This is a genomic window from Actinomadura chokoriensis, from assembly GCF_041463665.1.
GTDB classification, from domain to species: Bacteria; Actinomycetota; Actinomycetes; order Streptosporangiales; family Streptosporangiaceae; genus Spirillospora; species Spirillospora chokoriensis_A.
The window spans coordinates 357,607-369,253 of the sequence record NZ_JAXCEJ010000002.1; the positions used below are offsets into that span (position 1 = coordinate 357,607).

General features: G+C 72.7%; 17 protein-coding genes. 10 read left to right on the top strand and 7 right to left on the bottom strand.

Annotated elements, in window-relative coordinates:
• Positions 1–10: 10 nt before the first annotated feature.
• From SM418_RS05060 to SM418_RS05075, 4 genes are all read right to left on the bottom strand, one after another.
• Entirely contained in the window at positions 11–688 is a 678-nt protein-coding gene (locus SM418_RS05060; protein WP_371939379.1) for a DUF3159 domain-containing protein, read from the bottom strand.
• Positions 689–732: 44 nt separating this feature from the next.
• The gene (locus SM418_RS05065) at positions 733–1,155 is read right to left on the bottom strand and encodes an OB-fold nucleic acid binding domain-containing protein (protein ID WP_443098357.1); all 423 of its coding nucleotides are present in this window, start codon (positions 1,153–1,155) and stop codon (positions 733–735) included.
• A gap of 183 nt (positions 1,156–1,338) precedes the next feature.
• Positions 1,339–2,697 (bottom strand): FtsX-like permease family protein, encoded by a 1,359-nt coding sequence (locus SM418_RS05070; protein ID WP_371939380.1) that lies wholly within the window; start codon positions 2,695–2,697, stop codon positions 1,339–1,341.
• Position 2,698: 1 nt separating this feature from the next.
• Positions 2,699–3,493 carry an ABC transporter ATP-binding protein gene (locus SM418_RS05075; RefSeq protein ID WP_371939381.1) on the bottom strand — a complete coding sequence of 265 codons (795 nt, stop codon included), beginning with the start codon at positions 3,491–3,493 and terminating at the stop codon, positions 2,699–2,701.
• A 221-nt stretch (positions 3,494–3,714) separates the two neighbouring features.
• Between SM418_RS05075 and SM418_RS05080 the strand changes: the two genes are divergently transcribed.
• Complete coding sequence (locus tag SM418_RS05080; protein ID WP_371939382.1) at positions 3,715–4,413, top strand: PIG-L deacetylase family protein; 699 nt, start codon at positions 3,715–3,717, stop codon at positions 4,411–4,413.
• Between the two features lie 7 nt (positions 4,414–4,420).
• Here SM418_RS05080 and SM418_RS05085 read toward each other — a convergent pair whose 3' ends face one another.
• The 3 genes from SM418_RS05085 to dut form a co-directional block, all read right to left on the bottom strand.
• A complete protein-coding gene (locus tag SM418_RS05085) occupies positions 4,421–4,516 on the bottom strand; it encodes a 50S ribosomal protein L37 (RefSeq protein ID WP_371939383.1) in 96 nt (31 codons plus the stop codon).
• Between the two features lie 111 nt (positions 4,517–4,627).
• Complete coding sequence (locus SM418_RS05090; protein WP_371939384.1) at positions 4,628–5,437, bottom strand: DUF3710 domain-containing protein; 810 nt, start codon at positions 5,435–5,437, stop codon at positions 4,628–4,630.
• 3 nt (positions 5,438–5,440) lie between these two features.
• Positions 5,441–5,932, bottom strand: coding sequence for a dUTP diphosphatase (gene dut, locus SM418_RS05095; protein ID WP_371939385.1), 492 nt, complete (start codon positions 5,930–5,932; stop codon positions 5,441–5,443).
• A gap of 229 nt (positions 5,933–6,161) precedes the next feature.
• Here dut and SM418_RS05100 point away from each other — a divergent pair, with 229 nt between their 5' ends.
• The 9 genes from SM418_RS05100 to SM418_RS05140 all read left to right on the top strand — a co-directional run bounded on the left by SM418_RS05100 (position 6,162) and on the right by SM418_RS05140 (position 11,620).
• Positions 6,162–6,860 (top strand): hypothetical protein, encoded by a 699-nt coding sequence (locus tag SM418_RS05100; RefSeq protein ID WP_371939386.1) that lies wholly within the window; start codon positions 6,162–6,164, stop codon positions 6,858–6,860.
• A complete protein-coding gene (locus SM418_RS05105) occupies positions 6,857–7,387 on the top strand; it encodes a MauE/DoxX family redox-associated membrane protein (protein ID WP_371939387.1) in 531 nt (176 codons plus the stop codon). Before SM418_RS05100 ends, SM418_RS05105 begins: the two co-directional genes overlap by 4 nt.
• Complete coding sequence (locus SM418_RS05110) at positions 7,384–7,848, top strand: hypothetical protein (protein ID WP_371939388.1); 465 nt, start codon at positions 7,384–7,386, stop codon at positions 7,846–7,848. Before SM418_RS05105 ends, SM418_RS05110 begins: the two co-directional genes overlap by 4 nt.
• Positions 7,845–8,396 carry a hypothetical protein gene (locus SM418_RS05115; RefSeq protein ID WP_371939390.1) on the top strand — a complete coding sequence of 184 codons (552 nt, stop codon included), beginning with the start codon at positions 7,845–7,847 and terminating at the stop codon, positions 8,394–8,396. The genes SM418_RS05110 and SM418_RS05115 overlap by 4 nt, the downstream gene beginning before the upstream one ends.
• The gene (locus SM418_RS05120) at positions 8,384–8,551 is read left to right on the top strand and encodes a hypothetical protein (protein ID WP_371939391.1); all 168 of its coding nucleotides are present in this window, start codon (positions 8,384–8,386) and stop codon (positions 8,549–8,551) included. The genes SM418_RS05115 and SM418_RS05120 overlap by 13 nt, the downstream gene beginning before the upstream one ends.
• Positions 8,552–8,569: 18 nt before the next feature.
• Positions 8,570–9,124 carry a hypothetical protein gene (locus tag SM418_RS05125; protein ID WP_371939392.1) on the top strand — a complete coding sequence of 185 codons (555 nt, stop codon included), beginning with the start codon at positions 8,570–8,572 and terminating at the stop codon, positions 9,122–9,124.
• 275 nt (positions 9,125–9,399) lie between these two features.
• Entirely contained in the window at positions 9,400–9,516 is a 117-nt protein-coding gene (locus tag SM418_RS05130) for a DUF6412 domain-containing protein (protein WP_371966045.1), read from the top strand.
• Positions 9,517–9,567: 51 nt separating this feature from the next.
• Positions 9,568–10,257, top strand: coding sequence for a YidC/Oxa1 family membrane protein insertase (locus SM418_RS05135; RefSeq protein WP_371939394.1), 690 nt, complete (start codon positions 9,568–9,570; stop codon positions 10,255–10,257).
• A 76-nt stretch (positions 10,258–10,333) separates the two neighbouring features.
• Positions 10,334–11,620 carry a cytochrome P450 gene (locus tag SM418_RS05140; protein ID WP_371939395.1) on the top strand — a complete coding sequence of 429 codons (1,287 nt, stop codon included), beginning with the start codon at positions 10,334–10,336 and terminating at the stop codon, positions 11,618–11,620.
• Positions 11,621–11,647: the final 27 nt, after the last annotated feature.

Sequence of the window (11,647 nt, forward strand, 5' to 3'; positions counted from 1 at the left end):
GGCCGGACGGTCAGGCGGGTTCTTCGCGTTCGATGGGGGTGCGGCCCCGGGTGAGCAGCCACACCATCGCCGCCAGCGCGGCGACCTGGAGCGGCCAGCCCATCACGATCTTGGCGGGGCCGAGCAGGCCGCTCTGGTCGCCGTCGGCGAGGTAGATCGGGTACTGGACGGCGACGCGCACCACGCACGGCAGCACCAGCAGCCAGGTGAGCCGGGAGCACAGCCGCACGATGCCGGGGTCGGCGCGCCACGCGGTCGGGTCGCCGGTGACCGAGCCGATGATGAAGCCGACGACCGGCCAGCGCACCACGATCGAGAAGATCATCGCGACGCCGTAGCCGGCGTTGAGCAGGATGCCGGGCAGGAAGGCGTTCTCGGCCTTGCCGGAGCGCAGCGCGAAGAACGCCGCGATCGCGATGCCGACGAGGCTGTTCAGCACGAACTGCGGGTTGGAGCGCTGCGCGAGCCGCACGATCAGCAGCACCAGCGCCGCGCCGACGCCGGCCGCGACGGCGACCTTGACGTCCTTCGCCGCGACGTAGGTGGCGGTGAAGGCGATCGTGGGGACGGCGGCCTCCAGCATGCCGCGGACGCCGCCGAGCGCCTTGGTGAGCTGGGCGCGGACGGCCGCCTCGACGGTGTCGTGGGCGGCGGTCTCCCGCTCGGTGCCCGCTGTCGTCTCGCTCACGCTGTCACTTCGCCCATCTGCTCTCCCGGCGCCCGGGGGCCTGCTCACGAACCGCCGCGCAGCTCGTACCGCGGATTGAACATCACCTTGCGCCCGTCCTGCACGCTGACCAGCCCCTCGGCGCGCAGCCGGCGCCCCGGGTCGATGCCGGCGATCTTACGGCGGCCGAGCCAGACCAGGTTGATCACGTCGGTGCCGTCGTAGAGCTCGGCCTCCAGCGCGGGCGCGCCGCCCCGCGGACGCAGCGTCACGGTACGTAGCGTACCCGCCACGCAGTGCCGCTTGCGCGCGGCGCAGTCGGTGATCGGCGTCGCGCCCTCGTCACCGGTGGTCTTCTGCAGTTCCTCGGCCTCGAGCTCGGCCCTTCCGGCCGCCATGCGCCGCAGCATGCGCCGCAGGCCGCCCTTGCCGTTCCCGCGTCCCCCGGGGTCCGTGTGGGGGGGCGTGCCGGCCGAAACCTCGTCCATACCTCGAAGCGTATGACATCAACGGACGAATCGACCCCCTCGGTCCCGTAGGCGTTCCGGGACGGCCGGCCCGTCCCGCGGCTCCCCCGCGCAGTTCCCTCCGCGCGGTCCCCGGGCCATGCCCAGGTGGGACGGCCGGTGAGCGCTCATCCGGGCCGGATGAGCGCTCACCGGTGGCCGCGATCAGCGGAGCGCGGCCTCCACGGCCGGGACGCGGATCGTGCGGCGGGTCGCCCCGTAGGCCGTCACGCCGGTCAGGACGGCGGCGAGCGCGGCGACCGCGAGGTAGGTCCGGACGTCGCCGTCGGGGACGAGCGAGTCGCGCCGGGCGAGCCCGAACGGCACGATCGTGAAGACCGACGCGACCGTTCCGACGAGCACGCCGGTGACGGTCAGCACCGCCGACTCCACCGCCACCGCGCCGAGCACCTGCCCCGGGGTGGCGCCGGCGAGCCGGGTCTGGCCGAACTCGCGGCGCCGGTGCGCGGTCGCCGCGATCAGCGTGTTGACCAGCATGATCGCGGTGAACAGCACCACCATGCCGATGACGACGAAGTTGAGCGTCTCGATGCTCTTCTGCTCGGTCGTCTTGACGAGCCCGGCCGCATCCATCGCCGCGTTCTCGGTGGCCTGCAGGAACAGCGTGCCGACGGCCGTCGCGACGAACAGGATGATCGGCGTGACCGCGGACGCGAGCGCGCCCGTCCGGCGGCGCATCGTGGCCGCCGCGAGGTCTCCGGCCGTCCCGCCGAGCGCCCGCACCGGCCCCGCCACGAGGGCCGTCACCCGGCGCATGATCGCCGGCGCCAGCAGCGCCAGCCCGATCCCGGCGAAGATGTCGGCCTGCCCGGACGTCGCCATCGCGTCGCTGCCCTTGCCGTCCATCACCGTGACGGTGACGACGGCCTCGGTCACGGCGAGCAGCAGGAACACCACGGCGAACACGATCCGCTTCTTGCTCGTCCGCGCGTCGTCGGTGCCGGCGGCCGTCATCGACTCCGCCACCCGGACGCGGACCGCGCGGCGCGCGGTGATCAGCGCGGCGGCGACCGCGGACACCAGCGTGACCCCGATCCCCATCGACACCGCGACCGGCCCGAAGTGGTAGCCGATCTCCGCGGGGACCTGGCCGGTGTCGTGCAGCAGCCCGAGCAGGGCCCGGCCGGCCGGGATGGCGGGGACGATCCCGAGCGCCGCCGCCGCGACGGCCAGGACGGCCGCCTCGCCGACGATCATCCGGCCGAGCTGCGCGGGGGTCGCGCCGACGCTCTTCAGCAGCGCCATCTCCGCCGCCCGCTGCCGCACGGACAGGGTCAGCGTCGAGGCGACCGCGAAGACCACCAGCAGCAGCCCCCAGCCGCCGACGACGGTCGCCATCGTGGTGAGCGTCTCCCGGTCCTCCCCGGTCGCGCCGCTCCCCTCCGCCGTGTCCAGCATCGAGGCGAACGCCATGATCATGGTGGAGCCGAGGAACATCGCGAGGAAGCTCGCCGTGAACGCGCTCGCGCGCCTGCGCAGCGAACGCAGAGCCAGTTCGAACATGTCACGCCCCCGCCGTCGCGCGCTGGCGCTCGACCTCGTCGGCCAGGCGCGTCATCCGCTCCGCGACGGTCTCGGCCGTCGGCGCGGCCTGGTGGCCGACGATCCGGCCGTCCGCCAGGTACAGGACGGAGTCGGCGAACGACGCGGCGACCGGGTCGTGGGTGACCATCACCACGGTCTGCCCGAACGTCCGCACCGACCCGCGCAGCAGTTCCAGCACGGCGCGGGCGCTGCGGGTGTCGAGCGCGCCGGTCGGCTCGTCCGCGAAGACCACCCGGGGCCGGGTGACCAGCGCCCGCGCGATCGCGACCCGCTGCTGCTGGCCGCCGGAGAGCTCCGCCGGCAGGTGGTCGAGCCGGTCGCCGAGGCCCACCCGCCCCAGGACGTCCCGCGCCAGCGCCCGGTCCACCTTGCGTCCCGCGAGCTTCAGCGGCAGCACCGTGTTCTGCATGACGTCCAGCGTCGGGAGAAGGTTGAACTGCTGGAACACGAAACCGATCCGCTCCCTCCGGAACCTGGTCAGCGCGGCCTCGCCGCCGCCGGACAGTTCGGCGCCGTCCACGAAGACCCGCCCCTCGGTGGGACGGTCCAGGCCCGCCGCGCACTGCAGCAGCGTGCTCTTCCCCGACCCGGACGGGCCCATCACCGCGGTGAACGACCCGGCCGGCAGCGACAGCGACACCCCGTCCAGCGCCACCACCCGGTTGCCCTCGACGCCGTAGATCTTGCGCACTCCGTCGAGCCGGAGCGCTTCACCGGACTCCCTGGTCTCGGCGGGCCTCACATGTCCGAACATCGGTCCTCACCTTCGCCCCGCGCCCCCTCGCGGGGCGCCTCGGGAACGAAGTTACGGACGGCGGGCGCGGCCGGGGATGGGTCCAGCCCTCCGATCGGGGTAGGTGAAACTCCACCATCGCCGGAGGACCCTCCGCAGCTGCCGTCCCTCGTCACCACGCCGAACCCGTGGCTCCGCCGCCTGCAAGTGTCGCCCCGCCCCGGAGCGGCGAGGATGGGGGGATGGAAGCGGTACCGGAGGACTGGGAACGGGCGCTGGCGATCGTGGCGCATCCGGACGACCTGGAGTACGGGTGTTCGACGGCGATCGCCAAATGGGCCGGGCAGGGCAAGACGGTGACGGAGGTGCTCGCCACCCGCGGCGAGGCCGGGATCGACTCGATGGACCCGGACGAGGTCCGCCGGATCCGCAGCGCCGAGCAGACCGAGGCCGCGCGGAGGGTCGGCGTCGACACCGTCGAGTTCCTGGACCTGCCGGACGGGATGCTGGAGTACGGGCTGCCGCTGCGGCGCGCGCTCGCGGGCGCGATCCGGTGGCACCGGCCCGAGGTGGTGCTGTCGGTCAGTTTCCGGGAGACCTTCCCCGGCGGCGGGTTCAACATGGCCGACCACCGGGTGCTCGGGCTCGCGGTCGCGGACGCGGTCAGGGACGCGGCCAACCGGTGGGTGTTCCGCGACCTCGACCTCGAACCGTGGCAGGGCGTCCGGTTCGCACTGTTCAGCGGATCACCGCAGGCCGCGCACTACGTGGACGTCACCGGTCACCTGCGGGCCGGGATCGACTCGCTGCTCGCCCACCACGTGTACTTCTCGAACCTGGGCACGGAGTTCGACGCGGCGGAGTTCCTCACCGGCCTCGCCGAACCGGCGGGACGGGCCGTCGGCGTCGAGCACGCGATCACGTTCGAGATGATCGGGTGACGGCCGGTCAGCGGCGCGCGTTGGGCCGCTTGCCCTTGTTGTGCTTGCTGCGCTTGCGGGCCCGGCGTTTGCGCGTCTTCTTCGACATGTCCCGATTGACCACCCGCGGGGGCGGTCAGGGCAAGGGACCGGACGTGCGGCCGGACACGAAAAACCGCCCGGCCGCACGTCCGAAAAGGCGCGCGGCGCGGGCGGGCTCGTCGGGCCGCCGCCGCTAGCGGACCTCGGTGATCTCGGGGCCGCGCTCGAACGGGTCGAAGGTCTCCACGGCCTCCTCCTCGTCCTGACCGGCCTCGCTGAACTCCTTGGGGATCTGGAGCTCCAGCAGGTCGCGGGGCGGCATCGGGGCGTCGCCGCGGACCACGACCACGCCGCGCAGCACGTCCTCCAGGACCTGCCACTGCTCCTCGTTCTCGATCGCGGCGCCCTGTACCACGGCCTGCAGGAACCAGCGGGGGCCGTCCACGCCGAGGAAGCGGATGATCTGCGGCGCCCAGCCCTGCTCGACGAACTCGGCCGGGATCTGCTCGCGGACCTCCTCCGGCATCTCCGCGAGGACCTCCTCGGTCAGCGCCGCCGGGACCATCGCCAGCAGCTCGGGACCGAACGGCCCCTCGCCCTCCTGGGTCTGGCCCTGCGCCTCCTCCTGGATGTCCTTGGCGGTCTCGCGGCGCACGTCGTCCCAGATGCCGCTGCGCTTCGGCGCCGCGAACACCTGGAGCTGCATGGCGCTCTCCTCGTACTGCACCAGCACGGCGACGGGCCGGCCGTCCAGCGGGTTGCCCTCCTCGTCCACCTGGGTGGCCTCGAAGTTCACCTGGAAGCCCAGACCCGGCGCGACCGGGACCTGGAGGGACCCGAAATCAAGCCGCTGCAGCTCGGGGAAGGAGTCCTCGGAGTCCCACGGGCCGCCCTCGGCCGGCTCCGCCTCGGCGGGAGCCTCCTCGGCGGTCTCCGCCGGCTCCTCGGTAGCCTCGGGACCCTTCTCGGGCTCCTCGGCCTGCCGGCGACGTCCAAAAGCCACGACTCACGCTCCTTCTCGACTGTGCTCATTGTTCCCGGCCGCACGCGCGGCGCCGAATCCGCCCGTGGAGCCGAATCCGCCGGTTCCGCGCGCCGCCCCGGGAAGGTCGGTGACCTCGTGGAACACGGCCCGCTCCACCCGCTGCACGACCATCTGCGCGATGCGGTCTCCGCGCCGCAACCTCACCGTGGCGCGGGGGTCGGTGTTCAGCAGGGTCACCTTGATCTCACCCCGATAGCCGGCATCGACCGTACCGGGCGCGTTGACAATCGTCACTCCCAACTTAGCGCCCAACCCGGACCGGGGGTGAACGAAAGCGGCGTAGCCGTCCGGCAGCGCGATCGCGATCCCCGTGGGGACGACGGCGCGCTCGCCCGGCGGCAGCTCGACGTCCACGGCCGCGACGAGATCGGCGCCCGCGTCGCCCGCGTGCGCGTACGCGGGCAGGGGCAGCTCGGGATCCAGCCGCTGGATCAGCACATCGACCTTGCTCACGGAACCCCTCAACGCGTACCTGCCGGAGAACCACCCGACTTTATCCACGGCGCCGTGCGCGGCCGCCGCTGAAACGCCGCCGCCGCGCGAGTCCGGCAGTTGACCCTACCCCTTCCCGGGCGTGACCACTTCCGGAAGGTTTGACCACGAAGAGGCGGATTACGCGTAGCGTCACTTCTGTTACCCGCGGTGCTTCTGTGGGGGTTGCGTCCCGCAGGAAGGGGGCGGCATGGGCCCACCGGAACGCAAGGTCACCCACCGGTCGCTGGACGGCGTACGGGTCCGCCTCACCGGCGCCCACGATCTCGGGCGCCCGTGCACGTCCGTCGCGCGGATCGCCGACCGGGGGCGGCTCCACGAGATCTCCGGCGGGACCCGCGCGGACGCCCTCGCCTGGGCCGAGGACATCGGCGTCGACCGCTTCGAGCAGGAGTTCCGCATCCAGAGCGGGCGGCTGCGGGTAGGCCGGACGGCGACCCGCGACCGCGACACCGGGCAGAGCGACCCCGTCCTCGCCGCCGTGTGGGAGGGACGCCGGCACGCGGTGTTCACCCACCTCTACCACGGGCGACCCGCGGACGCCGTGGCATTCTTCGACACCGTCCGGCTGACCGAGCACGAGGACGGGGTCACCGCCGTCCCGCGCGGCCGGGCCCGCCGCCCCGAACCGGCCGAGATGGTCAAGGAGATCCCGGGCCTCGGCCTCCTGGAGATCACCCCGCTCAACACGCGGACGCGCAAGCGCCTGCCGTCGTGGCGCGGCGCGTCGGTCGCTGGCGGCGAGCTGTTCCAGGACACCGTGGAGGGCCAGGGCCCCTATTTCCTGCTGGCGCTGAAGTCGCTGCTGGTGACCGTCCTGCCGGAGGAGGACCGGGTGCGCGAGGTCCCGCGGCGGCTCGCCGGGCTGGCGGTCGAGGCGATCCGGTGACCGGGCTGCTCGCCGGGATCGCCGCGGTCACGGTCCCGCTCGTCCTGCTGGCCTCGGTGTACGGCCAGGTCCGGCGTCCCGGCGCGCTGGCCGCCGCGCTGCGGGCCCACCGCGTGTTCCCGCGCCGGCTCGCCGGCGCCCTGGCCGCCACGGTGATCGTCGCGGAGGCCGCGGCCGGTGCGGGCGGCGCGGCATCGCTGTTGCTCTGGCTGGACGGGCCCATGCGGGCGGTATCCGGGGCGGCGGCCGTCCTGCTGGCCCTTTACGCGCTCTACGGGACGTACGTGTCCCGCACCAGGCAGGGCGTCCCGTGCGGGTGCGCGGGCGACGGCACGCCGATGACCGGCTGGGTCGCCGGGCGGGCCGCCGCGCTCTCCGCACTCGCCCTCGCCGGCGCGCTGCACGGCCTTCCGGCCGGTTCGACCGCCTACGAGATGTTCATCGCCGTCGCGGCGGGGCTGGGGTTCGCGGTGATCCTCTGGACGCTCCCCCGCGCACTGTTCATGGAGAGGAGGACGGCCGGATGAGCTTCCAGAACAGCGCGCTGCTGCTGTCGTGGGTCGCGATCCTGCTGCTCGCCCTGGTCGTCGCCGGGCTCGTCCGGCAGGTCCACGCGCTGAGCCAGGGCGCGCCCCGGCAGGCGGGGCTCGGCCCCGCGCCGGGCACGCCCGCGCCCGCCTTCGACCGTCTCGGAGCCGGCCTGCTGCTCTTCCTGGACCGTGACTGCGGCGTCTGCACCGACGTGCTGGCCGCCGCCGGCGCACTGGACCGGCCGCTGCACGCGATCTTCGCGGGGCCGCCGCCGGACGGCGGAGCGCCGTCCCGCGCGACCGTGCTGACCGGCGAGCAGGACGGCCTGTTCGCCGACTACCGCGTCCCGGCCACCCCGTTCGCCGTGCTCGTCGACGCGGACGGACGGGTGCGGGCCGCGGAGCCCGTGGGCTCACCCGAAGCCCTCCATGACCTGACTTTGGAGGCGGCACGATGATCGAGCTCGAGGACGTCCCGCCGCTGCGGGGGCCGCGTCCCGCCGGGGCCCGGCGCATCAGGCGGCGTCCCCTCCCCCCGGACGAGCCGAGGTTCCGGCCGGTGCGGCGCAGCGTCCTGACCGGCCTCGCCGCCGCCGGCGCCACCGCCGGGCTGAAGGCCCTCGGCGTCTTCCCGCCCGCCCGGGACGCGCTCGCCTCCGGCTTCCAGCTGGTCGGCTACTACGACATCTATCCCCGCTGCCCCTCCTACGCGGCCAACCACAACTGCTCCCCCGGCTGCGGGCCGAGCTACGTGTGCAGCTGGTGCTGCCGGACGAGCGGCAAGTACAAGGGCTTCCACAAGTCGGGCGTCTCCGACCCGGGCCGGTACAAGCTGCGTCCGAACCAGTGCTACGGCGGCTACGACGGGTGGCTCTGGGCCTATTCCAAGAGCTGCGGCAACTGCAAGAAAGGCGTCACCTGGCGCTGCCACGACGGCTGGAAGAAGTCCAAGAAGGGCAACTGGTACAAGACCATCTGCCGTAAGGCGATGGCGTGCAAGAACTGACCGCCGGGCGGCTGCGGCGGGGCCTGGCCGACCCGCTCCTCCCCGTCTCCGCCCTCGCCCTCCTCGCGCTCGCGGCCGCCGCCCTGGACGCCACCGTCCTGTGCTGGTCGTCGATCGGCGCCCTCGCCGGCTTCTCCCTGTCGGGCAGCGTCTGAACGCGTAACAGCGAATCCGTGCTGTTCTCGCCAGGTTGGCGGGCTCCCGTACGGCAGGGCGAGGTCCTGGCCGTCTTCACCCTCGGGCTCCTGCTCGGAGGCACCCTGAGCGCCACGGTGATCTGGCTGCTGTCCGGCCTGTCCGCGCCGCTCCCGGCCTGGGCCCGGACGTCCGCCATCCTGGCCGTGGCCGCCCTGGGCGCCGCCCGCGAGTTCGGCCTGATCCGCCTGCCCCTCCCGCAGAACGCCCGCCAGATCCCCCCGGAAGTCCTCCAGACCCACCTTCGCCGGGGCACGCTCCAATTCGGCTTCGAACTGGGCACCGGCGTCCGCACCTACGTCCCCGCCACGGCTCCCTACGTCCTCGCCCTGGCCCTCCTCCTCGCCGGCCTGCCGCTGCGAACCACCCTCCTCAGCGGCGCAGCCTTCGCCCTAGGTCGCACTCTCAGCGCCGCCCTCACCTACCTGGCCCGAGACGAAGACCGCGACGCGGCGATAGCCGCCCGAATGCCCGCCTTAAAGACCACTACGGCCGCCGTATCCCTATCCGCCCTGGCCTTCTTGCTCCTATGACGCTTCGCGGGCCGCCAGAGCCGTGTCCCCGAGGCTCGGGCCAAACGGGTGGGCAGGTGAGAGACTGAGGCCGTTCGTCGCTCGGGAAGGTCGGTTCATGCTCTGGTCGCTGGTGGTCGCCGCGTTGTTGCGGGGGCTCGCCGTGGCCGAGTGGGCGGGGACGGCACCGGGGCAGTCGGTGCTGGTGACTCTGGGCACACTGACCGTGGCGGGGCTGCTGGTGCTGGCGGCTGTTCGGTGCGGCGCGGCGGGGCCGGCAGGCGGCGCTGGCGCGGGTGCGGACGACCCTGCGGGAACGGACGATGCGCACGGCGTTCCTGCCGCAGCGCGACCCGGACGCGGCGGGACGGCCTCGTCCGAGAGCGCCCGGAACGGAGATCGCGGCCGCCTGAGTGCGGCCGAGACGACGCTTTCGATCTCCTCTCGTTCCGGAAGGTTCCCTCATGTTCGATGTTCCCGTCTCGATCGCCCATGCCCTCGTCTCGGGGCTCGCGGACGTCCTGGAGCCGGTCGCCGGCGGGCCGGCCACCGCGCTGGCGATCGTGCTCTTCACCGCGGCCGTACGGCTGGCCCTCGTCCCGCTGGCCGTCGCGGCGGCCAGGGGCGAGCGGAAACGCGCCCGGATGATGCCAAAGGTCCAGGCGCTGCAGGAGAAGTACGCGAAGAACCCCGAGCGGCTGCGGCGGGAGACGGCCGCACTGTACGAGACGGAGGGGATCACGCCGGTCACCGGTTGCCTGCCGATGTTCGCGCAGATCCCGTTCTTCATGGTCATGTACCGCCTGTTCGCCTCCGCGACCGTGGCGGGGCACCAGAACGCGCTGCTCGCGCACACGCTGCTCGCGGCGCCGCTGGGGCAGAACTGGATCGGGGTCCTCGGCGGTGGCCTGCTCTCGCCGGCGTCGCTGGTGTTCGTCGGGCTGTTCGTCCTGCTGGGCTCGGTGGCCGTGTGGTCGTCGCGGCGCGTCGCCGTCGGGGGGCCGATGGGCGCGGTGGCTCGGGTGCTGCCGTTCGGGACGATCGTCTTCGCGGCGTTCGTGCCGCTCGCGGCGGGGTTGTACCTGCTGACGTCCGGTGCGTGGACGGCCGTCGAGCGGGCCGTGCTGCAGCGCGGGATCGCGGCGGCCCGCTGATTCCCCTTGACGGCGTCGCCGATGTCTCGGTTCGATAGAAACCGAACCAGATTCTGGATACGAGGACGGTGCCGCAGTGACGACGACAGTGCCGGAGACCGGCAAGCCGAGCGTGTCGGACCTGGCCTTCTGGGCCCTGCCGCCGGAGCGCCGGATGGCCGAGTTCACCGAACTGCGGCAGCTGGAGCATCCAAGGTTCTTCCAGGAACTGAAGCTCCCGTTCGTCAAGCAGGGCCCCGGCTTCTACGCGCTGGCCAGGCACGCCGACGTCGTCGAGGCCAGCCGCACGCCGCAGGTCTTCAGCAGCGAGCCGTGCTCCAACAGCATCGCCGACATGCCGGGCTACCTGGCCCGCTACTTCGGCTCGATGATCAACATGGACGACCCGCGGCACGCCAAGATCCGCAAGATCGTGTCGCGGGCGTTCACCCCGCGCCTCCTGGAGAAGATGGAGGCCGACCTCCAGTCCGCCGCGACCAGGATCGTGGACGACCTGATCGCCAAGGGCTCGGTGGACTTCGTCAGCGACGTCGCCGCGCGGCTCCCCCTCCAGGTCATCTGCGACATGATGGGCATCCCCGAGCCCGTCCGGCCGATGGTGTACGACCGGACGAACACCATCCTCGGCCTCGGCGACCCCGAGTTCAGCGGCGGCAGGGACTACTCCCGCGACGGCATCACCCGCCTCGGCGCGCTGTACGGGCTCCTCAAGGTGATGGTCGCCGGGTACGAGCTGAACCACCTGGCGATGAAGCTGGCCCGCAAGCGGCGCAAGAACCCCGGCGACGACCTGGTGTCCGCACTGATCTCGGCCGAGGTGGACGGGGAGCGGCTGACCGACCAGGAGATCGGCTCCTTCTTCATCCTGCTCGTGGTCGCCGGGAACGAGACGACGCGGAACGCGATGTCGCACGGCCTCAAGCTGTTCACCGACAACCCCGAGCAGCGCGCCCTGCTGCTGGAGGACTTCGACGCGCGCATGCCGGGCGCCGTGGAGGAGATCGTCCGGATGTCGACGCCGGTCATCCAGTTCCGCCGGACGCTCACCCGCGACCACGTGATGAACGGCCACCAGTACCGGCAGGGCGACAAGGTCCTGCTGTTCTACAACTCCGCCAACCGGGACGAGACGGTCTTCGAGAACCCGGACGTCTTCGACATCACACGCTCCCCCAACCCGCACGTCGGGTTCGGCGGCCCCGGACCGCACTTCTGCCTCGGCGCCAACCTGGCCCGGCGGGAGATCACCGTGATGTTCCGCGAGCTGTTCACGCGCGTCCCCGACATCCGCGCCACCGGGGAGCCCGACCGGCTCTTCTCCAGCTTCATCAACGGCATCAAGCACCTGCCCTGCACGTTCTGAGCAGGGCAGGCGCTGCGGGCGCCGGGC